At 66.3% G+C, this 22,988-nt stretch carries 14 protein-coding genes and 2 riboswitches; of the genes, 10 read left to right on the plus strand and 4 right to left on the minus strand.

Features of this window, described 5'->3' with window-relative positions; genetic code table 11:
• Positions 1-242: 242 nt before the first annotated feature.
• From HV773_RS05365 to HV773_RS05400, 8 genes are all read left to right on the plus strand, one after another.
• Positions 243-1,292 carry an oxidoreductase gene (locus HV773_RS05365; RefSeq protein ID WP_175194366.1) on the plus strand — a complete coding sequence of 350 codons (1,050 nt, stop codon included), beginning with the start codon at positions 243-245 and terminating at the stop codon, positions 1,290-1,292.
• 182 nt (positions 1,293-1,474) lie between these two features.
• Complete coding sequence (locus HV773_RS05370) at positions 1,475-1,843, plus strand: hypothetical protein (protein ID WP_129563422.1); 369 nt, start codon at positions 1,475-1,477, stop codon at positions 1,841-1,843.
• 117 nt (positions 1,844-1,960) lie between these two features.
• Positions 1,961-2,076: riboswitch (glycine riboswitch) on the plus strand.
• A gap of 47 nt (positions 2,077-2,123) precedes the next feature.
• Positions 2,124-2,261, plus strand: a riboswitch (glycine riboswitch).
• Positions 2,262-2,350: 89 nt separating this feature from the next.
• Entirely contained in the window at positions 2,351-3,469 is a 1,119-nt protein-coding gene (gcvT, locus tag HV773_RS05375; protein ID WP_175194367.1) for a glycine cleavage system aminomethyltransferase GcvT, read from the plus strand.
• A 59-nt stretch (positions 3,470-3,528) separates the two neighbouring features.
• On the plus strand, positions 3,529-3,909 hold the full coding sequence (gcvH, locus tag HV773_RS05380; protein WP_129563165.1) for a glycine cleavage system protein GcvH: 381 nt from the start codon (positions 3,529-3,531) through the stop codon (positions 3,907-3,909).
• A gap of 109 nt (positions 3,910-4,018) precedes the next feature.
• Positions 4,019-6,985, plus strand: a complete 2,967-nt coding sequence (gene gcvP / locus HV773_RS05385) for an aminomethyl-transferring glycine dehydrogenase (protein ID WP_175194368.1) — start codon at positions 4,019-4,021, stop codon at positions 6,983-6,985.
• A 278-nt stretch (positions 6,986-7,263) separates the two neighbouring features.
• Positions 7,264-8,310, plus strand: a complete 1,047-nt coding sequence (locus HV773_RS05390) for an alginate lyase family protein (protein WP_129563423.1) — start codon at positions 7,264-7,266, stop codon at positions 8,308-8,310.
• Between the two features lie 95 nt (positions 8,311-8,405).
• Positions 8,406-9,794 carry an L-serine ammonia-lyase gene (locus HV773_RS05395; protein WP_175194369.1) on the plus strand — a complete coding sequence of 463 codons (1,389 nt, stop codon included), beginning with the start codon at positions 8,406-8,408 and terminating at the stop codon, positions 9,792-9,794.
• A gap of 96 nt (positions 9,795-9,890) precedes the next feature.
• Positions 9,891-11,615, plus strand: coding sequence for a thiamine pyrophosphate-binding protein (locus HV773_RS05400; protein ID WP_175194370.1), 1,725 nt, complete (start codon positions 9,891-9,893; stop codon positions 11,613-11,615).
• A gap of 117 nt (positions 11,616-11,732) precedes the next feature.
• Here HV773_RS05400 and HV773_RS05405 read toward each other — a convergent pair whose 3' ends face one another.
• Positions 11,733-12,881 carry a branched-chain amino acid ABC transporter substrate-binding protein gene (locus HV773_RS05405; protein ID WP_129563169.1) on the minus strand — a complete coding sequence of 383 codons (1,149 nt, stop codon included), beginning with the start codon at positions 12,879-12,881 and terminating at the stop codon, positions 11,733-11,735.
• An 84-nt stretch (positions 12,882-12,965) separates the two neighbouring features.
• Entirely contained in the window at positions 12,966-16,904 is a 3,939-nt protein-coding gene (gene putA, locus HV773_RS05410; RefSeq protein ID WP_129563170.1) for a trifunctional transcriptional regulator/proline dehydrogenase/L-glutamate gamma-semialdehyde dehydrogenase, read from the minus strand.
• 288 nt (positions 16,905-17,192) lie between these two features.
• Between putA and HV773_RS05415 the strand changes: the two genes are divergently transcribed.
• Complete coding sequence (locus tag HV773_RS05415) at positions 17,193-17,360, plus strand: hypothetical protein (RefSeq protein ID WP_174220068.1); 168 nt, start codon at positions 17,193-17,195, stop codon at positions 17,358-17,360.
• Here the strand turns inward: HV773_RS05415 and HV773_RS05420 are convergent, their stop codons facing one another.
• Entirely contained in the window at positions 17,361-19,667 is a 2,307-nt protein-coding gene (locus HV773_RS05420; RefSeq protein WP_129563171.1) for a primosomal protein N', read from the minus strand.
• Between the two features lie 435 nt (positions 19,668-20,102).
• On the minus strand, positions 20,103-21,194 hold the full coding sequence (gene hemE, locus HV773_RS05425) for a uroporphyrinogen decarboxylase (protein ID WP_162497818.1): 1,092 nt from the start codon (positions 21,192-21,194) through the stop codon (positions 20,103-20,105).
• 235 nt (positions 21,195-21,429) lie between these two features.
• Between hemE and HV773_RS05430 the strand changes: the two genes are divergently transcribed.
• Entirely contained in the window at positions 21,430-22,260 is an 831-nt protein-coding gene (locus HV773_RS05430) for a transporter substrate-binding domain-containing protein (protein ID WP_129563173.1), read from the plus strand.
• Positions 22,261-22,988 lie beyond the last annotated feature (728 nt).

Consider the following 22,988-nt stretch of genomic DNA (forward strand, 5'->3'; position numbering starts at 1 on the left):
CGGACGATGGCTGTCAAAGCGCGCGGCAATCCGCACGGCGCGAGGCGCGCAAAATCATGCTGCGGCCTCTCACGCGAGAGGTGCGATGTTAACACGAGGCGGCCTTACGTCGATGCGCGTCGATGCGGCCCCGATGCCGTTGACACGTCGCCCCTGCAACGCGTGCCACAATGACGGGCTCCCGCCACCCGCGGCGGCGGCTCGCGCCGCGCCGCCTCCCTGCTGGAAAGAGGACGCGCTTCATGACTGCCCCCCTGCAAATCGGCCTGATGGGCTATGGCTTCGCCGGCCAGACCTTCCACGCTCCCGTAATCGCCCATAGCGGCGCCGCCACGCTTGCCGCCATCGCGACGAGCCAGGCCGAGCGCGCGCAAGCCGACTACCCGGACACTGCGATCGTCCCCGACCTCGACGCCCTGCTCTCGCTCGACGCCATCGAATGCGTGGTGATCGCCACGCCCAACGACACGCACTACGACCTCGCGCGCCGCACGCTGGAACGCGGCAAGCATGTGCTCGTCGACAAGCCGGTCACGCTCAGCGCCGAGGAAGCGCGCACGCTCGCGGCGATTGCGAAGCAGCGCGGCCTCGTGTTCGCGCCGTTCCACAACCGCCGCTGGGACGGCGATTTCCTCACCGTACGCGATCTGCTCGCAAACGGCACGCTCGGGCGCGTCACGCACTTCGAGTCGCACTTCGACCGCTTCCGCCCTCAGGTGCGCCAGCGCTGGCGCGAGGACGCCACGCGCGGCGGCGGCCTGCTCTACGATCTCGGGCCGCATCTGATCGACCAGGCGCTCGCACTGTTCGGCGCGCCCGAGGCGGTCACGGCGTTCGTCCATACGCGCCGCGAGCGCGCCAGCGCGCCCGACTACGCGCACCTCGTGCTGCGCTACCCGGGCCACGATGCCGTGCTTCATGCAAGCGCGCTGGCCGCGTTCTCGCCGCGCTTCGTGATTCATGGCACGCGCGGCAGCTACCTGAAGAACGGGCTCGATACGCAGGAAGATCAGTTGAAGGCGGGGCTGCGTCCGGGCCAGCCCGGTTTCGGCGACGGCAACGAGGCAGGCCGCCTGCACGCGCTCGCCGACGACGGTACGGAAGCCGAGTGCGCGGTGCCCAACGCGGCCGGCAATTACGCCGATCTCTATCGCGCGCTCGCCGCCGCGATCCGCGATGGCGAGCCGTTCCCGGTGAGCCCGCAGGACGCCATCGACGTGATGAGCATCATCGAGATCGCCACGCAGAGCGCCGCCGAAGGACGCACGATTGCGTTCACGCGCACGGCCTGAGCCGCCCGCGCCGCACCTTGCATTTACCCGACGCGACTGAAAGGTCTGAACAACTGGTTACAAGTAAGCGCCGTTCCCGGGTCATCGGGCGGCGCGCGCGGCACGTTTTGCGGACGTAAGACGTAAAAAATGCAGCAACAACGACCACAAGCTGCAACACAAGGAGAGTCTTCATGACCCGTTTGAACCGTGCCATCCGCTACGCCGCCGCCGGCGCGCTCATCTCGACGCTCGCCGCGTGCGTGGTCAACCAGCCCGCCCCGCGTCCGGTGGTGGTCGCCCCGAATCCCGGCCCGAGCCCGCATGACGTGGCCGTGGAGCGCCTCCATCAGATCGACGGACGCCTCGACAATCTGAGCCGCCGCATCGATATGCGCGTGAATCAGGGCTACTATCCGCCGCCCCAGGGCGCCGCGCTGCATCACCGCCTCGACACGATCCGCGGCGAAGCGCACGACATGGCAAGCCAGCACGGCGGCGGCCTCTCCGCCGACGAGCAGCACGTGCTGAACCAGGAACTGGATACGGCAGCGCGCGCGATCGGAGAGTAATTCGGCACCCATACGGAACCAAACGGCACCGATACGGCACCTGAAGCAGTAAGCCACGCGCCGCCTGCCCCCGATTTTTTCCGCATTGACACACCCGCCAAGCGTCGCGCACAATCGCTGCGCGCGCCGGGAGAGCGCGCCGTTTGCCTCACCCAGCCACTGAGCGGGTGCAGTGCGCGGCGCCGCCGAAGGGGCAACCCACAAACTCTCAGGCAAAAGGACCGTGCGCGCCGGACCGCTGAATCCCCCGCCTCGCATTGATGCGCAGCGCGGCTTTCAGGTCCGCAACTCTGGAGAGCGGCAGTAGAACGACGGCGGATCATCCCGCAGCGTTCAGGCTGCCCACCGAAGGGGCGCGCGCCGTCAAGCATCATTAGCACGGCGCAATCTCTCAGGTATCGAGGACAGAGGGGCCATGCAAGAACCGACCCCAGGCATAGTGCCTGTGGCGTTTCCTGCATGGCCTTTTTCGTTTTCGCGCGATTTTTCGTGACCGCCTGAGGCCCCATGACCGAACTCAAACGCACCCCGCTGAATGACTCGCACCGCGCGCTCAATGCCCGCATGGTCGACTTCGGCGGCTGGGACATGCCCGTCAACTACGGCTCGCAGATCGACGAGCATCGCGCCGTGCGCACCGACGCCGGCATGTTCGACGTCTCGCACATGTGTGTCGTCGACTTCTCGGGCGCGAAGACGCGTGAGTTCTTCTCCCGCGCACTCGCCAACAACGTTGCCAAGCTCACGACGCCGGGCAAGGCGCTCTACTCGTGCATGCTGAACCCCGAAGGCGGCGTGATCGACGACCTGATCGTCTACTACTTCGCCGATGACCAGTTCCGCACCGTGGTCAACGCGGGCACCGCTGAAAAAGACATCGCCTGGTTCGAGAAGCTCAACGCCGAAGGCGGCTTCGGCCTCACCATCACGCCGCGCCGCGATCTCGCGATCGTCGCCGTGCAGGGCCCGAACGCACGCGACAAGGTCTGGCAAGTCGCGCCCTCGTCACGCAGCGCCACCGAAATCCTCAAGCCCTTCAACGCCGCAAAGATCGAAGCCTCGCCGTTCGGCGAGCTGATGGTCGCGCGCACCGGCTACACCGGTGAAGACGGCTTCGAAATCGTGCTGCCCGCCGCCGCCGTGTGCGAGTTCTGGGACGCCCTGCAGCGCCAGGGCGTGAAGCCCTGCGGCCTCGGCGCACGCGACACGCTGCGCCTCGAAGCGGGCATGAACCTCTACGGCCAGGACATGGACGACACCGTCTCGCCGCTCGACGCGGGCCTCGCCTGGACCGTCGACATGAAGGCGCCGCGCGACTTCGTCGGCCGCCCCGTGCTCGAAGCCAACGGCTCTCGCATGGCCTTCGTCGGCCTGATCCTGCAAAAGGAAAACGGCAAGGCCGGCGGCGTGCTGCGCGCGCATCAGAAAGTGCGTACGCCGCAGGGCGAAGGCGAAATCACGAGCGGCACCTTCTCGCCGACGATGCAGGAATCGATCGCCTTCGCGCGCGTGCCCCAGGGCGTGCAACCGGGCGACGTCGTGCAGGTGCTGATCCGCGACAAGGCCCTGCCCGCAAGCGTGGTAAAACTGCCCTTCGTGCGCAACGGCAAGGTGCTCGCCGCCTGATCCGCGCCACGCACGCCCCCCTCTTTCAAGCCATAACAAACCACGCATTGGAGCAACCCATGAGCATCCCGGCCGATCTGAAATACACCGAATCGCACGAGTGGATCCGCACCGAAGCCGACGGCACGCTGACCGTCGGCATCACCGACCACGCGCAGGAAGCGCTTGGCGACATCGTCTTCCTCGAACTGCCTGATGCGGGCCGCGCCGTCGCCGCCGGCGACGCGATTGCCGTGATCGAGTCGGTCAAGGCCGCCTCGGACATCTACGCGCCGGTCGCGGGCGAGATCATCGAATCGAATTCGGCGCTCGTCGACACGCCGGACCAGGTGAACGGCGCCCCGTACGAGTCGTGGCTCTTCAAGATCAAGCCGGCCGCCGGCGCCAAGCTCGACGCGCTGATCGACGCTGCCGCGTACGAAAAGGCCATCGGCGCCTGATCGGCAACCCAGCAGGCAACCCGGCAGGCAACCCCGTCTTAACCTCAACGGCGCAGCGGCACGCACTTCACCCGTGCCGCCCGCGCCGGTAGTAAAACCCGGAATCCCCATGAAGCTCGAACACCCGGATCGTCTGATGAACTCCCCGCTCTCGCTTGCTGCGCTCGAAGCGCACGACGCTTTCGCCGCCCGCCACATCGGCCCCGATTCGGCCGACCAGCAGGCGATGCTCGACGCGCTCGGCTTCGCCTCGCGCGGCGCGCTGATCGATGCGGTGATTCCGGCCAAGATCCGCCGCAACGAGACGCTGCCGCTCGGCCCGTTCTCGCAGCCGCGCTCGGAAGCGGAGGCGATCGCCGCCCTGCGCGCGCTCGCGGACAAGAACCAGGTGTTCCGCTCCTATATCGGGCAGGGCTACTACGACACGCACACGCCGGCCGTGATCCTGCGTAACGTGCTCGAAAACCCGGCCTGGTACACGGCCTACACGCCGTACCAGCCGGAAATCTCGCAGGGCCGCCTCGAAGCCCTGCTGAACTTCCAGCAGATGATCGTCGACTTGACGGGCCTCGCGATCTCGAACGCGTCGCTGCTCGACGAAGCCACCGCCGCCGCCGAAGCGATGACGCTCGTGCAGCGCGTGGGCAAGTCGAAGTCGAACGTATTCTTCGTCGCCGACGACGTGCTGCCGCAAACCATCGAAGTGGTGAAGACGCGCGCGAAGCCGATCGGCGTCGAGGTGAAGGTCGGTCCGGCCGCTGAGGCCGCCAGTGCTCAAGCATTTGGCGTGCTGCTCCAATACCCGGGCGTGAACGGCGATGTGCGCGACTACCGCGAACTCGCCGCCGCGGTCCACGCAGCCGGCGGCTCGGTGATCGCCGCCGCCGACCTGCTCGCGCTCACGATGCTCACGCCGCCCGGTGAATGGGGCGCGGACGTGGCCGTGGGCAACTCGCAGCGCTTCGGTGTGCCGATGGGCTTCGGCGGCCCGCACGCCGCGTACCTCGCGGTGAAGGACGAATTCAAGCGCCAGATGCCGGGCCGTCTCGTCGGCGTGACCGTCGACGCCCAGGGCAACCCGGCGCTGCGCCTCGCGCTGCAAACGCGCGAACAGCACATCCGCCGCGAGAAGGCCACCTCGAACGTCTGCACCGCGCAGGCGCTGCTCGCGATCATGGCGAGCATGTACGCGGTCTATCACGGCCCGCAGGGTCTCAAGCGCATCGCGCAGCGCGTGAACCGCGTCGCAGCCATTCTTGCTGCGGGCGCGAAGCAACTGGGCTACGCGCTCGTCAACGAAGCGTTCTTCGACACGCTCACGTTCGAAGCCGGTGCGCGCACCCAGGCACTGCACGACGCGGCGCTCGCGCGCGGCATGAACCTGCGCCGCGTGAGCGAAACGCGCGTGGGCGTCTCCGTCGACGAAACCACCACGCGTGGCGATCTGGCCGACCTGCTCGCTGTGTTCGCGCAAGCCGCGTTCGCGAGCGTTGCGCCCTCGGTCGACGCACTCGACGCGCAGCTGGCCTCGCAAGAAGCCGCCACGTTCCCGGCTGCGCTCGTGCGCGAAAGCGCATACCTCACGCATCCGATCTTCAACTGCCACCATTCGGAAACGGAAATGCTGCGCTACCTGCGCAGCCTCTCCGACAAGGACCTCGCGCTCGACCGCTCGATGATCCCGCTCGGCTCGTGCACGATGAAGCTCAACGCCACCTCGGAAATGCTGCCGGTCACGTGGCCCGAGTTCGGCCGCATCCACCCGTTCGCGCCCACCGAGCAGACCGTCGGCTATCGCGAGATGGTTGATCAGCTCGAGCAGATGCTGGTGGCGGCCACCGGCTACGCCGCAGTCTCGCTGCAGCCGAACGCGGGCTCGCAGGGCGAGTACGCGGGCCTGCTCATCATCCACGCGTACCATGAGTCGCGCGGCGAAGGCCACCGCAACGTCTGCCTGATTCCCGCTTCGGCGCACGGCACCAACCCGGCTTCGGCGCAGATGGCCGGCATGCAGGTCGTGGTGGTCGCATGCGACGCGCAGGGCAACATCGATCTCGCGGACCTCAAGGCGAAGGCCGAGCAGCACGCGGCGAAGCTCGCGGCGATCATGATCACCTACCCGTCCACGCACGGCGTGTTCGAAGCGAACGTGCGCGAAGTCTGCGAGATCGTGCACGCGCACGGCGGCCAGGTCTACGTGGACGGCGCGAACATGAACGCGATGGTGGGTCTCGCGGCGCCCGGCCAGTTCGGCGGCGACGTCTCGCACCTGAACCTGCACAAGACTTTCTGCATTCCGCACGGCGGCGGCGGACCCGGCGTCGGTCCGGTGGCGGTGGGCGCGCACCTCGCGCAATTCCTGCCGAACCAGCTTTCCTCGGGCTACAAGCGCTCGACCGACCAGGGCAACGGCATCGGCGCGGTGAGCGCGGCGCCTTACGGCTCGGCCTCGATTCTGCCGATCTCGTGGATGTATATCGCGATGATGGGCGCGGCCAACCTCACCGCCGCCACGGAAATGGCGATCCTCAACGCGAACTACGTCGCGAAGAAGCTCGCGCCGCACTATCCGGTGCTCTACAGCGGCCCCGGCGGCCTGGTCGCGCACGAGTGCATTCTCGACCTGCGCCCCATCAAGGATTCGAGCGGCATCACCGTGGACGACGTCGCCAAGCGCCTGATGGACTACGGCTTCCACGCGCCTACCATGAGCTTCCCGGTGCCGGGCACGCTGATGGTCGAGCCGACCGAGTCGGAGTCGAAAGAAGAGCTCGACCGCTTCATCGACGCCATGGTTGCAATCCGTGAAGAAATTCGCGCCGTGGAAGAAGGCCGCGCGGACAAGGAAGACAACCCGCTGCGTCACGCGCCGCATACGGCGGCGGTCGTGGTCGCCAACGAGTGGCCGCACGGCTACTCGCGCGAGCAGGCTGCCTACCCGGTGGCATCGCTGGTCGCGCGCAAGTACTGGCCGCCGGTTGGCCGCGCCGACAACGTCTACGGCGACCGCAACCTGTTCTGCTCGTGCGTGCCGATCGGCGAATACGCGAGCGAAAACGCCGGCCAGGGCGAATAAAACGCACCCGATCGCTCAGGCCATGCAACACGCACAGCCGCCGCGCGCTCCACGCGGAGCCGCGGCGGTTTTTGCACGCCGCACATTTGCCCCCGCAAACTCGCGCCAAACCGTTAACATCACACACCTGTCAGCCTTGAACCAGGGAGTCGCGCATGGCGCGGAAGGTGGGAACGGCCTATGCCGGGCATACCCCGGCGGCAACACAAGCCACGCGGGCCACGAGCGGTGCATCGGGCCGACACGCGCGTGCATTCGTCACGGCCTCGCTGATCGGCATGGGATTTGCTGGTCCGGGCGCGGCGAATCTCGCCCATGCGGCCATGAACTTCTGCGCGGCGCCCGCCCTGCAGACGAGCGAGCGCACCAACGCCGATCCGGGCGTGAAAGCGCTCGTGGCCGAGGTGCAGGCCCACGTGAACGACGTGCCGCATCCGCTTGCGCAACTGCATACGGAAGGCACGCTCCCGCACGAGGGCATCTACGACCAGAGCATGGAGGCCGAGAAGGAACTCGACCTGATGCGCAACGCGGCGCTCGCCTGGCGCGCCACGAGCGACGACCGCTACCTGAAGCTCGTCGACCGCTTTCTGTTCGCGTGGGTCACGACCTATCAGCCGAGCTTCAACCCCATCGACGAAACGCACTTCGACGGGCTGATTCTCGCCTACGACATGACCGCCAGCGCGCTGCCCGTGAAAACGCGCAACGCGACCATGGTGTTCCTGAACAAGTTCGTGAACGGCTACATCAAGCAGGTGGACGCGCAGCCGCGCCCGCTCACGGGCACCTTCGCGAACAACTGGCAAAGCCACCGGGTCAAACTGATAGCGATGACGGCGTTCACGCTCGACAACCGCAAGCTGATTGCGGCGGCGCAGCGACTGTTCATCGAGCAGATTGGCAACAACGTCGCGCCCGACGGCTCGACGCTCGATTTCACGGAACGCGATGCGCTGCACTACGTGACTTACGACCTGGAGCCGCTCGTGTCCGCCGCGCTCGCCGCGCGCCGCCACAACCGCAACTGGCTACCCGAGCGCGGAACCAACGGCGCGACGCTCGCGGGCGCGCTGAACTGGCTCACGCCCTATGCAATGGGCGAGAAGACCCACGAGGAATTCGTGCATTCGAGCGTGCCGTTCGACGCCAAGCGCCGCGAAGCCGGATTGCCCGGCTACACCGGCGCGTGGGATCCGAAGAACGCCGCCGAGCTGTATCACCTGGCCGCCCGACTGGACGGCCGCTATACGCCGATCGCGCTGCGTCTCGCGCCCACGCCGCCTGCGTGGCTGGCCGTCTGTCTGCCGTTGGCGGCGCGCTGAAAAGCGCGCCGTGGTGGCGGTGGGTGCGGCGGGCAGCGAGATCAAGCGCGCGCGGCACTCATTGAAACCGACTAGACGAAGCAGGAGCAGTACCCATGGCAGTAAGCGTTTTCGATCTCTTCAAAATCGGCATCGGGCCGTCGAGCTCGCACACCGTTGGGCCGATGCGCGCAGCGCTGATGTTCGCGGAAGGACTCGAGCGCGACGGGCTGCTCGCGCCCACCGCCTCAGTGAAGTGCGAGCTGTACGGCTCGCTCGGCGCGACCGGCAAGGGCCACGGCACCGACCGCGGCGTGATGCTCGGCCTGATGGGCGATGCGCCCGACACCGTCAACCCCGACACCATCTCCGAGCGCCTCGAGGCCGTGCGCGCCTCGCGCCAGCTCGCGCTGCTCGGCAAACACCCGATCCCGTTCGTGCAGAAAGAGCACATCGCCTTTTATCGCCAGGCGCTGCCCGAGCATCCGAACGGCATGAAACTGCGCGCGCTCGACGCCAGCGGCGCGACACTGCGCGAGAGCACTTATCTTTCCGTGGGCGGCGGCTTCGTGGTCACCGCGGGCGCGGCCAACACCAAAGTGCTGGGTGCCGCGCAGCAACTGCCGCACCCGTTCAGCACGGGCGCGGAAATGCTCGCGATGTGTGCATCGACGGGCAAGAGCATTGCGCAGCTGATGCTCGAAAACGAGCGCATCTGGCATAGCGACGAGGAAATCCGCTCGGGCCTGCTGCGCATCTGGGACGTGATGCAATCGTGCGTCTCGCGCGGCTGCGGCATCAACAACCCCGACGCCGACGGCACGCTGCCCGGCCCGTTCCAGGTGAAGCGGCGCGCCGCGCAGCTCTACAAAGCACTCACCGACCACCCGGAGCGCGCGCTGCAAGACCCGCTTTCGATGATCGACTGGATCAACCTCTACGCGATCGCCGTGAACGAGGAGAACGCCGCCGGCGGTCGCGTCGTGACCGCGCCCACCAACGGCGCAGCGGGCATCATTCCCGCCGTGCTCCACTACTACGTGCGCTTCACGCCCGGCGCCAGCGAGCAAGGCGTGATCGACTTCCTGCTCACGGCCGCCGCCATCGGCATTCTGTACAAACTCAACGCGTCGATCTCGGGCGCGGAAGTCGGCTGCCAGGGCGAAGTGGGCGTGGCCTGCTCGATGGCCGCGGGGGCGCTTGCCGCCGTGTTGGGCGGCACGCCCCTACAAGTGGAGAACGCCGCCGAAATCGGCATGGAACACAACCTCGGCCTCACCTGCGACCCGGTGGGCGGCATGGTGCAAATTCCCTGCATCGAGCGCAACGCCATGGCCTCGGTGAAGGCCGTGAACGCCGCGCGCATGGCACTGCGCGGCGACGGTGCGCACTACGTCTCGCTCGACTCCGTCATCAAGACGATGCGCGAGACCGGCGCCGACATGAAGACGAAGTACAAGGAAACGTCGCGCGGCGGGCTCGCGGTGAACATCGTCGAGTGCTGATGCGCGTGCTTTTCGACGTAACCCGGACGTGACCCGGACCTAAGCTGGACGCAATTCGGACGTACTCACATAACGAACGAAGGAGACTTGACCGTCATGCAGCAGCCGAACGATTCAGCTCGCGTTTCTGATTCAGCGACCGTCACCGGCGCGCGCCTTGTCGTGGACGCGCTCGTCGCCAATGGCGTCGAGCGTGTGTTCTGCGTGCCCGGCGAGAGCTATCTCGCCGTGCTCGATGCGCTCGCCGACGAGACCGCGCGCATCGACACCATCGTGTGCCGCCACGAAGCGGCGGCGGCCAATATGGCGGAAGCGGTCGGCAAGCTCACCGGCAAGCCCGGCATCGCGCTCGTCACGCGCGGCCCCGGCGCGACGCATGCGGCGATCGGCGTGCACACGGCCTATCAGGACTCCTCGCCGATGATCCTGCTGATTGGCCAGGTCGCACGCGATCAGATGGACCGTGAAGCGTTTCAGGAAATCGACTACCGGCGCATGTTCGGGCAAATGGCGAAATGGGTCGCGCAAATCGACGATGCGCGCCGCGTGCCCGAGTATTTGAGCCACGCGTTCCATGTCGCGACGTCGGGGCGCCCCGGCCCGGTCGTGCTCGCGCTGCCCGAGGACATGCTAAGCGGCGCGATTCCCGCAGCGCAAGCGCAGCACACCGCGCCTGCCGCGCAACGCGTGCAGGCGTCGCCGTCGGCCGCGCAGATGGCGCGGCTGCGCGAGTTGCTCGCCACGGCGAAAAAGCCCTTCGTGATCGCGGGCGGCCATGGCTGGACGCGCGAAGCGTGCGCGGACCTGCAGCGCTTCGTCGAGCAATGGCAGTTGCCGGTGGGCCTCGCGTTCCGCTTCCAGGACACGCTCAGCAACGATCACCCGAACTATGCGGGCGATGTGGGGCTCGGCATCAATCCGGCGCTGGCCGCGCGCATCCGCGAAGCCGATGTGCTGCTCGCGCTCGGCCCGCGCCTTGGCGAAGCCACGACCGGCGGCTACGCGCTCCTCGACATTCCGAAGACGAAGCAGACGCTCATCCACGTGCATCAGGGCGCGGAGGAGCTGGGCCGGGTCTATGCCGCCGATCTGCCGATCGTCTCGGGTCTGGCCGAAATCGCGGCGCAACTCGCGGCGCTGCCCGCGCCCGAGGCGCCGGCGTGGGCCGGCTCGGCTCAGGCCGCGCACGAAGCGTATCTCGCATGGCGCGCGCCGCGCCCCATGCCCGGCGACGTGCAACTGGGCGAAGTCATGCAGCAGCTTCGCGCGCGCCTGCCCGACGACGCCATCGTCACGAACGGCGCGGGCAATTACGCGACCTGGCTGCATCGACACTTTGCGTACCGCGATTTCCGCTCGCAGCTCGCGCCCACCAGCGGCGCGATGGGCTACGGCGTGCCTGCCGCGATCGCGGCGAAGTCGCTTTATCCGTCGCGCGCCGTGGTGGCGCTCGCCGGCGACGGCTGCTTCATGATGTCCGCGCCTGAACTGGCGACAGCGATGCAATACGGTCTCGCAGTCGTGTTCATCGTGGTGAACAACGGGCATTACGGCACGATCCGCATGCACCAGGAGCGCAACTACCCGAACCGCGTACACGGCACGCAGCTCACGAACCCCGATTTCGCGGCGTTTGCGCAATCGTTCGGCGCGCACGGCGAAACCGTCACGACGACCGCGCAGTTCGCGCCGGCGCTGGAGCGCGCGCTCAACGCGGGCAAGCCGGCGCTGATCGAGATTCGCGTGACGAAGGAAGCCAGCACGCCGGCTGCGTCACTGGAGCAGATTCGCGAGCAGGGCATCAAGGCGCGCGGGCGATGAGTCGATTGGAGTCCTGAATAAGCTCACCTTGAACGATGAGCACATAAAATAGCCCCGCAGGCTTCAACCCTGCGGGGCTTTTCACATCAACTTGCGGATCGACCGCGAGCGCAGCGCTTACTTGCCGCCCACGCTCTGCAGCGTCGTCCACTTGCCGTCGACAACCTTGTACAGCGTGATGCCGCCGTTCTTCAGGTCGCCCTTCGTGTCGTACGCGAGTTCCTTCGTCGTCACGGCCGGCATGTTGGTCTTCGCGAGGAGCGGCAGGTACTTGGCCGGGTCCGTCGAGTTCGCGGCCTTCATGGCTGCGAACATCGCCATCGCGCCGTCATAGGCGTACGGCGAGTAGGTCTGGACGTCTTCGCCAAAGCGCTTCTTGTACTTGTCGACGTACGTCTTGCCGCCCGGCATTTCTTCCAGCGGCAGGCCCGCGAGCGATGCCACCGTGCCGTTCGCCGCGTCACCCGCGATCTTCAGGAAGGTCGGCGTGTGCACCATCTCGCCGCCCATCAGCGGCGCCGTGATGCCCAGCGACTTCATCTGCTTGACCATCGGGGCAGCTTGCGAGTCGGCGCCGCCGTAGTAGATCAGGTCCGGCTTCTGCGCCTTCAGCTTGGTCAGGATCGACTTGAAGTCCACGGCCTTGTCGTTCGTGTACTCGCGGTCGATGATCGTGCCGCCCGCTTCCTTCGCGGCCTTCGCGAACTGGTCGGCGAGACCCTGGCCGTAGGCCGTGCGGTCGTCAACCACGGCGATCTTCTTCATGCCGAGGCTCTTCACCGCGAACGTGCCCGCCACCGAACCCTGCTGCGTGTCCGAGGTCATCATGCGGAACGTGGTCTTGAAGCCTTGCTGCGTGTATTCCGGCGCCGTCGCCATCGCGATTTCGGGGATGCCGGCGTTCGCGTAGATACGCGAGGCGGGAATCGTCGTGCCCGAGTTGAAGTGGCCGAGCATGCCCTTGATGCCGTCGTCCACGAGCTTCTGCGCGACCGTCGTGCCCGTGCGCGGGTCGGCCTGGTCGTCGGCTGCGTCCAGCACGAAGTGCACCGGCTTGCCGCCGATCACCGGCTTGGTCGCGTTCATGTCCTCGACCGCGAGCGTGATGCCGTTCTGGAAGTCCTTGCCGTAGTGCGCCTGCGCGCCCGTCATCGGGCCGGCGAAACCGATCTTGACGTCCTCCGCTTGCTGCGCGTTTGCCGTCCCCGCCAGCGACAGTGCGGCAACCAGCGTTGCGCCTGCCAGCTGCTTCATGGTGTGTTGCATGTTTTCTCCTTGGTACCTGGTGTATCGAATGAGCGGCGTCGGGCCCCGCCTTTGCCGCTTCCTTGTCCTTCGACGACGTGAAGTCTAGCCAATCGTCATCAGGTTCGCATTGCCGCCTGCCGCGGCGGTGTTCACGCTCACCGAACGCTCCGTGAGCAGACGTTCGAGTGCGTAGTCTTCGTCGCCATTGGCGAGCGCATGTGCCGCCACGCCCTGCACCGAGACGATCGGTCCGCCGCGCTTGGCCACTTCCTTTACGACGCCGAGCAGCTCGTCGCTGTCGCCTTCGAAAAGCACGGCGTCGAATTCCGCGTCAGCGGTCTTCTTCACCGTGACGTGCGCCTTCAGCTCGGCCGGCAGCGCGTTCACGAGCGCTTCGCCTGCCGCACCCTGGAACAGCGCCCGGTTGCCCGTGGCCAGCACGACCGCAAGCTGGGCGCGCGCACCGGTCGGCGTGGACGCCACGCACAGCACCGTGCCGCGCGCCGAAAGCGTGTAGGTGTTGCGCTCGCCGGTCGGCCCCGGCAGCACAGCCGTTGCGCCCGCAAGCACGTATTGCAGATAGCCGTCGCAGCGTGCCGCGAGTGCCGGCTCGCGCTCGGCGATGAGCCAGTCGCGCAGCGTCGTGAGCGTCGCGTGAGTCGATTGCGGCGCGCCGCTTTCCGTCTGTGGCGCATCCACCACGAGCGCCTTCGCGAGCGACTGCGGCAACCCGGCCGGACGCTTGGCCAACAGACGCGAGAGATACAGCGCGCCGCCGGCCTTCGGCCCGGTGCCCGAGAGCCCTTCGCCACCGAACGGCTGCACGCCCACCACCGCGCCAATCACGTTGCGGTTCACGTAGATATTGCCCACGTGCGCACGACCGACCACATGCGCGATCGTTTCGTCGATACGCGTATGGATGCCGAGCGTAAGGCCGTAGCCCGTCGCGCGGATCTGCTCGAGCAGTTTGTCCAACTGGCTGCGGCGATAGCGGATCACGTGCAGCACCGGCCCGAACACTTCGCGCTTGAGCTCTTCGAGGCTGTCGATTTCGATCAGCGTCGGCGGCACGAAAGTGCCTGCAGCGCAGCTCTCCGCCATCGGCATCTGCGTAACCTTGCGGCTCTTTTCGCGCATCGTGCCGATGTGCGTGTCGATGCCGCGCTTCGCTTCCATGTCGATCACCGGGCCCACGTCGATCGACAGACGATCGGGGTTGCCCACCGCGAGTTCTTTCATTGCGCCCGTGAGCATTTCGAGCGTGCGCTCGGCCACGTCTTCCTGAAGGCACAGCACGCGCAGCGCGGAGCAGCGCTGGCCCGCCGAATCGAACGCGCTTTGCAGCACATCGGCGACAACCTGCTCGGCAAGCGCCGACGAGTCGACGATCATTGCATTCTGCCCGCCCGTTTCGGCGATCAGCGGAATCGGCCGGCCATCCGAATCGAGGCGCTGCGAAAGCGTCTTGTTGATGAGGCGCGCGACTTCGGTCGAGCCCGTGAACATCACGGCGCGCGTACGCGCATCGGCCACCAACGCAGCGCCAACCGTTTCGCCGTCGCCCGGCAGCAGTTGCACCGCGCCCGCGGGCACGCCCGCTTCGCGCAGAATGCGCACGGCCTGGGCGGCGATCAGCGGCGTCTGTTCAGCGGGCTTCGCGAGCACCGTGTTGCCAGCGGCGAGCGCGGCGGCCACCTGGCCCATGAAGATCGCCAGCGGGAAATTCCACGGGCTGATACACACCACGGGGCCGAGCGGACGATGCGTGTCGTTCGAGAACTCTTCGCGGATCTGCGTGGAGTAATAACGCAGGAAGTCGATGGCCTCGCGGATTTCCGCCACGGCGTTCGGCAGCGACTTGCCAGCCTCGCGCACGATCAGGCCCATCAGCGTGTGCATCTGCGCTTCGAGCAGGTCGGCGGCGCGCGTGAGACAGTCCGCGCGCGCTTCCACGGGCGTGGCCTGCCAGATCGGCGCGGTCGAGACGGCATGCGTCAGCGCGGCGCTCACGTGCTCACTCGTTGCTTCCACAACGGTTCCCACGAGGTCGCGATGATCGGCGGGATTGCGCACGTCGCGCGCGGCGCCATCGGCAATATCAGCATCGGCGAGCATCGGCGCGGCGCGCCACGGATGATGCGCGCTCGCGAGCAGCGCCGAGGACAGCGAAGCCAGACGATGCTCGTTCGAGAGGTCGAGGCCCATCGAATTCTGGCGCTCGCCGCCATAGAGATGACGCGGCAGCGGAATCTTCGCGTGAGGCGCGCCCGTCGGCACGACCTTCGCGGCTTCGTCGATGGGGTTTGCCACCAGCTCGCTCACCGGCACGGTTTCGTCGGCAATGCGGTTCACGAACGAGGTGTTCGCGCCGTTTTCCAGCAGGCGGCGCACGAGGTACGCAAGCAGCGTTTCGTGCGTGCCGACCGGCGCGTAGACGCGGCACGGACGGTTGAGCTTGCCTTGCGCGAGCGGGCCCGTCACTTCCTCGTACAGCGGCTCGCCCATGCCGTGCAGGCACTGGAACTCGTACTGGCCGGGGTAGTAGTTATTGCCCGCAAGGTGATAGATCGCCGAGAGCGTGTACGCGTTGTGCGTGGCGAACTGCGGATACACCGCATCGGGTGCGTTCAGCAGCTTTTTCGCGCAGGCGATGTACGAAACGTCGGTGTAGATCTTGCGCGTGTAGACCGGATAGCCTTCGAGGCCATCGACTTGCGCGCGCTTGATTTCGGTGTCCCAGTACGCGCCCTTCACGAGGCGCACCATGATGCGGTGACGGCTGCGGCGCGCGAGATCGACGATGTAGTCGATCACGAACGGGCAGCGCTTCTGGTAAGCCTGCACCACGAAGCCGATGCCGTTCCAGCCCGCCAGATCCGGATCGAAGCACAGCGCTTCGAGCAGGTCGAGCGAGAGTTCGAGGCGGTCGGCTTCCTCGGCGTCGATATTGAGGCCGATGTCGTAACGGCGCGCCAGCACGGCGAGCGCACGCACGCGCGGCAGCAGTTCGCTCATCGTGCGTTCCTGCTGCGCGCGCGAATAGCGCGGGTGCAGCGCGGAAAGCTTGATCGAGATGCCCGGGCCTTCGTAGATGCCGCGCCCGCCCGCGGCCTTGCCGATCGCGTGGATCGCCTGCTCATAGGAGGCGTAGTAGCGCTGCGCGTCGGCCTCGGTCGTGGCCGCTTCGCCGAGCATGTCGTACGAGTAGCGAAAGCCCCGCGCTTCGAACTTGCGGCTGTTGGCAAGCGCCTCGGAGATGTTCTCGCCCGTGACGAACTGTTCGCCCATCAGGCGCATGGCCATGTCCACGCCCTTGCGGATCAGCGGCTCGCCGCCCTTGCCGATCATGCGCGTGAGCGCCGAGGACAGGCCCGTCTCGCTGTTGGTCGTGACCAGCTTGCCGGTGATCATGAGGCCCCAGGTGGCGGCGTTCACGAACAGCGAAGGCGCGTGGCCCACGTGCGATTTCCAGTCGCCCTTGCTGATCTTGTCGCGAATCAGCGCGTCGCGCGTGGCGCGGTCGGGAATGCGCAGCAGCGCTTCGGCGAGGCACATCAGCGCGACGCCTTCCTGGCTCGACAGCGAGAACTCGTGGATCAGGCCTTCAACGCCGCCGCCGGTGCCCTTCGCGCGCAGCGCCTCGACGAGTTTCGTCGCGAGCTTCGTCACGTCGCCGGTGAGATTCGCGGGCAGGCGCGCCTCGCCGATCAGGAACGGCACGCACTCCGGCTCCGGGCGACGGTACGCGGCCGTGATGGCCGCGCGCAGCACCGACTGCGGCTGGATGTTCTGGGCGAAATCGAGGAACGGGTGCGACGCTGCTTCTTCGTCGCTGTCGCTGGCGCCCTCGCCGAGATCGGCGGTGCTCACGTGGCCGCTCAGTTCGGGAGGCAACTGGCCGTGCTCGATCTTCTCGAGGTAAGCAAAGATCGCTTGCTTGATGAGCCAGTGCGGAGTGCGCTCGAGGCGCGTGGCGGCATCTTTGAGCCGCGAGCGGAGCAGGTCGTCGACCTTGACGCCAAGGGTGGTGCTAGCCATGTTTCCTTCGCATGCCGGCCGACCCGCACCGGCGAAAGACCAAAAAGTGGCCGAATCGTACGCCTTCAATTAAAAAGGTGCAACCCTCGAAAGCACTTGGTTGCACCAAGCGCGAAGCCTTATGCAGCAAAGGTTTGCGGCCAGCACCGGCCAGTATTGGCCCGCGCGTTGCACTCGGTATTTTCCCTGGCGAACAACAATCAGGTGAACCCTAATCGATTCCGCCGCCGTGCCGTTATACAACCCATGACAGGGGCCGATCAGTGAATCTGGCGCGAAGGTGGAAAAATGGAAAAGTGGCTGGTGGTGATGGGTGTCTGGTGCATGTGCGCGCTGTGCGCCATCTTGTTCATTCGGGGCGCGACCGCGCCGGCCACGCGCAAGGTGCGCGTATCACAAAACGGTCAGGACGAGCGAGAGCGGCGCGCGCAGGCGCACCACGCCGCACGGCGCTGATCAGATATCCAGCGGATCGACTTCGAGGTTCCAGCGCAGCACGCCCCGCAAGGCGCGCAGCGCGGGTTGCCACGCTCGCAGCGTCGCCTGCAGCGCGCCGCGCGACTGGCTCTCCACGAGCAGTTGCGCGCGATGCACGTTCATGACCTTCACGATCGTGAGCGGCACCGCGTCGTAAGCGGTCACGCGCTGCGCGGCCGGGATCGTCGCGAGCGCCTGCGCCGCTTCGGCGAGAAACGCCAGCGCGGCTTCCAGCGTGCGGCCTTCGGCGCGCAGCAACGCCTGATAGACGAACGGCGGCAGATGCGCGTCGCGGCGCTCGGCGATCTGCGAATTCGCGAAGCCCACGTAATCGTGGCGCGCCAGCGCGTGATAGATCGCATGGCGCGGGTAGCGCGTCTGCACGATCACTTCGCCAGGTAGACCTGCGCGTCCGGCGCGGCCGCTCACCTGCATCAACTGTGCGAACAGCCGCTCGCTCGCCCGGAAATCGTGGGAGAAAAGGGCGTTATCGGCATTGAGCACGCCTACCAGCGAGACGCGTTGGAAGTCGTGCCCCTTCGCGATCATCTGCGTGCCCACGAGGATGTCGACGTCGCCGGCGTGCACGTCGGAGAACAGCGCCTGCGCGCTACCCTTGCGGCGCGTGCTATCGGCATCGATGCGCAACACCCGCGCGCCCGGGACCGCGCTCGCCAGCGCCTCCTCGATGCGCTGCGTGCCGCGCCCCATCGGCGCGATATCGACGTTGCCGCAGTCGGGACACGAATGCGGGATGCGCGACTCCCAGCCGCAATGGTGGCAGCGCAGCGCCCGCTCGGGCTTGTGCAGCACCACGTAGGCGCTGCAGCGCGGGCAGCCCGCCACCCAGCCGCAGGCATCGCACGACAGCACGGGGGCATAGCCGCGCCGGTTCAGGAACACGAGACTCTGCTCGCCGCGCTCGAGACGCGCTTTCATCGCCGCGACCAACGGGCCGGAGAGGCCCTCGAACGAAGCGCGGCCTCGCCGGCGCTCTTCTTCCAGGTCGATCAGCTTGACCGCCGGCAGCACCGCATCGGCGATGGCCCGGCGTGACAGCGTGAGGCGCGTGTAGCGGCCCTGCTCGGCCTGCCACCAGCTTTCGAGCGACGGCGTGGCCGAACCCAGCACGACCGGCACGCCCAGTTGCTTCGCGCGCCAGACAGCCAGATCGCGCGCCGAATAGCGCAGCCCTTCCTGCTGCTTGTAGGCAGGGTCGTGCTCCTCGTCCACCACCAGCATGGCCAGACGCGGCAGCGAGGCCAGCACGGCGAGGCGCGTGCCCAGCACGAGCCGTGCGCGCCCCGTGTGTGCGGCCAGCCAATGGCGCGCGCGCTCGCCTTCCGCCAAACCGCTGTGGAGCGTGACGATAGCGTCGTCGGGCAGCACACCCGCGAAGCGCGTGCGGAATGCCGCCTCGAACTGCGGCGTGAGGTTAATTTCGGGGACGAGAACGAGCGCCTGCGCATCCGGCTCGCGTTCGAGCAAGCCTGACAGCGCACGCAGATAAACCTCGGTCTTGCCGCTGCCGGTTACGCCGTGCAGCAGGAACGGCGCGAAGCCGCGCGTCTCGAGGATTGTCTCTACGGCGACAGCCTGTTCGTCGCTCAGCACGGGCAAGAAAACGGCCGCGTCGGCCCCTGCAACGGCATCGCCGGGGCTTCTAGCGCGATCGGCACGGCTTTCCTCGCCATCGCCGGACAGCGAGCGCCCAGCGCCGCCAAACGCCACGCATTCATATTCGACCCAACCCGCCTCGCGCCAGGATTCGAGCGTGACAGCCGCCTTCGGATGCAGCGCGCGGGCATCGGCGAGATCGAACTCACCGGCGTCCGCCAGGGCCTGCGCGAGCCGCCGCAATGCCTGGGCGCGCGCGGGCAGCGCATCGGGCAGGGCGTCGCGTCCCGCTGGCAGCAACCGGTAACGCTCTTCGGGGGCGAGCAAGCGCGGCCAGCGAGCCGGGTCGCGCAGTGCCTGCGGCAGCGCTGGCAGCGCGACCTCACCGAGCCCGCGCTGATAGTAGTCGGCGGCAAAGCCCACGAGCGCGAGCCATTGCGGTGACAGCGGCGGCAAATCCGCGCACACGGCGCTCACATCGCGCAGCTTGTTGGCGGGCACGTCACTGTGAGCACTCACTTCGCAGATCAACCCCACCGCATCGCGGCGGCCGAACGGCACGCGCACCAGCATGCCGGGCTGCGGCGCTGGAGCATCGGGCGGATAGCGATAGTCGTAAAGGGCGGGCAGCGGGTGGTCGAGCGCCACGCGCACAAAGCACGGCGTCATGCGCCGCCCCGACCCGGACGGCACAAACACCGTGCACAGGCGCACTGACGTCCGAAGTTAAAGTAAAACTTCACTTTTCGCGCTAAGTTTTGGATTCCGCAGAACAATCGCGCTCCCGTCGCCGGGCCTGTGGATAACTTTGTTAAGAACTTGGCCACCCCACCTCGCCTGCAAGGTGCCGGGCTCATTATCTGGGACACCGCACAAATGGCCGTGGAGCGCCGAAACCCTTACCTGTCAAGGTCCTGATTGATTGTTCACAGGCCCTGCTGACGCTATGCGGCAATTTTTCCCTCTTGCGCGCCGCAGCGAGGTAAGTGTGTATAAGTCAAGTCTTGACAGCGGCGCAAGGGCATCTGGAGGGCGTCTCGCGCCGGTCGCGAATCAAGCTGGACCCTGATGCCCAGAGCCCAGATCGCTGCGACGCAACAAAATTCAGGCCGCGGCAGCGCGCATGGCGCGGCTATGGCCATGCACTTCATCCACGAGTTCAGCGACGCTCTCCGGCGGCGTGAACTGCGAAATGCCGTGTCCAAGGTTGAACACGTGGCCCGGGTGCACCCCGAAGCTGTCGAGCACCGCGCGCGCCTGCTCGCGAATCGCCGCCGGCGAGGCGAACAGCACCGTGGGATCGAGATTGCCCTGGAGCGCCACACGATCGCCCACGCGCTCGCGCGCACGGCCAAGGTTGACGGTCCAGTCGAGGCCGACTGCGTCGACGCCCGTTTCGGCGATTTCGTCGAGCCACAGGCCGCCACCCTTCGTGAAGGTGATGACCGGCACGCGCTCGCCATCGTGCTCGCGCTTGAGCTGCGCCACTACGCGCTTGATGTATGCAAGCGAGAAGCGCTGGTAGATACCGTCCGCGAGCGCGCCGCCCCAGGTGTCGAAGATCATCACGGCTTGCGCGCCGGCTTCGATCTGCGCATTGAGATACGCGGCCACGGCCTGCGCGTTGACTTCGAGAATGCGCTCCATCAGATCGGGGCGCGCGTAGAGCATTGACTTCACGGTGCGGAAATCGTCCGAGCCGCCGCCCTCCACCATATAGCAGGCGAGCGTCCACGGGCTGCCGGAGAAGCCGATGAGCGGCACACGCTGGCGACCTTGCGCGTCGGTGAGCGCGCGGCGAATCTCGCGCACGGCGTCGGTCACATAGCCGAGCGTCTCGCCGATATCGGGCACCGCGAGCTTCGCGATAGCCTCTTCGCTGCGCAGCGGATGCGCGAACTTCGGACCTTCGCCGGCCTGGAACGAGAGGCCGAGACCCATCGCATCGGGAATCGTGAGAATGTCCGAGAACAGAATGGCGGCGTCGAGAGGATAGCGGTCGAGCGGCTGCAGCGTCACCTCGGTCGCGTAGTCGGGATTCTTGGCGAGGCCGAGAAAGCTGCCCGCGCGGCTGCGCGTGGCGTTGTACTCCGGCAGATAGCGGCCCGCCTGGCGCATCAGCCAGATTGGCGTGTATTCGGTCGGCTGACGCAGCAAGGCGCGCAGGAAGGTGTCGTTCAGAAGAGTGTTTGCCACGGGCGGGAAGCGCTGGTCGCGCAAGATTCGAAAGCAGACGGCCATTCTACCGGAGCCGCCGCCGCGACATGGTGCTGATGGCCGGGATAAGGCGCACGGGACCGCGTGCCGCGCATGCACCCACCAGGTACCCACCAGGTCAGCCGACGCTTAACGCAGGAATACGGGCGGGCTATTATCGGATGCCTTTCCGATCCATTACGTCGAAACCGCTACAAGAGAGGAGACACCCCGCATGAACAAGAAGAAGGTCGCCGCCGCAAGCTCCGCCATTGCCGCGCTGGTCGCCGGCCTCGCTGGGACGCCGGACGCATTTGCGCAGAGCGCGGCCACGCCGGGCGTCGCTACGCCGGGCGCCAGTACGCCCTCGCGGCTCGACGAAGTGCTCTCGCGCGGCACGCTGCGCGTGTGCACGACCGGCGACTACAAACCGTATTCGTTCTACAAGCAGGACGGCACGTTCGAAGGTATCGACATCGACATGGCCGAGTCGCTCGCGAAGTCGCTGGGGGTGAAGGCCGAGTTCGTGAAGACGACATGGTCGAACCTGATGAACGACTTCCTCGCGAAATGCGACGTCGCGGTGGGCGGCGTGTCGACCACGCTCGAGCGGCAAAAGCGCGCGTTCTTCACCGAGGCGTACCAGGTCGACGGCAAGACGCCCATCGTGCGCTGCGACGACGTGGGCAAATATCAAACGGTCGCGCAGATCGACCAGCCTTCAACACGCGTGATCGTGAATCCGGGCGGCACGAACGAACGCTTCGCGAAGCAGTTCTTCCCGCGCGCGAATCTCACCGTCTATCCGGACAACGTAACGATTTTCAAGCAGATCCTCGCCGGCAAGGCGGACGTGATGGTGACTGACGCATCCGAAACGCTTTTGCAGCAGAAGCTCAACCCGGGTCTGTGCTCGGTGCACCCCGACAAGCCATTCCAGTACGGCGAGAAGGCATGGATGGTGCCGCGCGGCGACGTGGTGTTCCAGCAATATGTCGATCAGTGGCTGCACCTCGCACGCGCGAGCGGCGAGTATCAGGCAATCTCCGACAAATGGCTCAAATAAAGTAACGATGCAATAAACTGTGCCGGGACTCATCCCGGCGCAGCATCATTAGCAAAACCATATGATGAGTTGCAACCGCTCGTTGCAATACCATATGAGCAATCCTTGCATCGCACGCATGGATTCAATCGGGAATGCCGATTCGATACGCATAGGCAATCTGCGCTTTTTGCGCAGCCGATTTCCTCTAATGCCCACACAACGGGCCACTCTCCATGCATTTGGAATCACACGTCTAATTCGTGCCCGCGCAGCGTCTGACAGTAGAAAAAAACGCCGGTAAAAATGACTTTCACGAAACGCTCAGGATGGAAAAAAATCCCACAAAGCCTTATCTGACGGGCGTTACAACCTGAAACACTTTGTTACCGCGAAGGTTCATTAATTCGCCCACAATGCCTTCAACGGTTTCAACACGGATGCGGCGCGGTGCAAGTGTGAGCGGACACAATACACCTGCCTGTCGGCGTCATGCCGAAGCCCTGTCAGGGGCATCCTTGTTGGAGCCGTAACCGGCGTTTTGCGTTTCAAGACCCGGCTCCTCCTTTGGTCTCCTCGCGCTAACCCCGTAGCGTGTGGTTTTTAGCGGGCTCCAGGCCCGCTTTTTTTTCGTCTATTTCCCTTCCCACTCGCTTTTATCGTCGATTTGTTTCGATTTAGAGAACAATCGCGCGCGCAAATCTCATTCGCCTGCATTCCTTATTTGATTGCTCGCCGTGTTAGCCGAA

Origin of the sequence: Paraburkholderia caffeinitolerans (genome assembly GCF_902859945.1) — a bacterium.
Lineage (GTDB): Bacteria > Pseudomonadota > Gammaproteobacteria > Burkholderiales > Burkholderiaceae > Paraburkholderia > Paraburkholderia caffeinitolerans.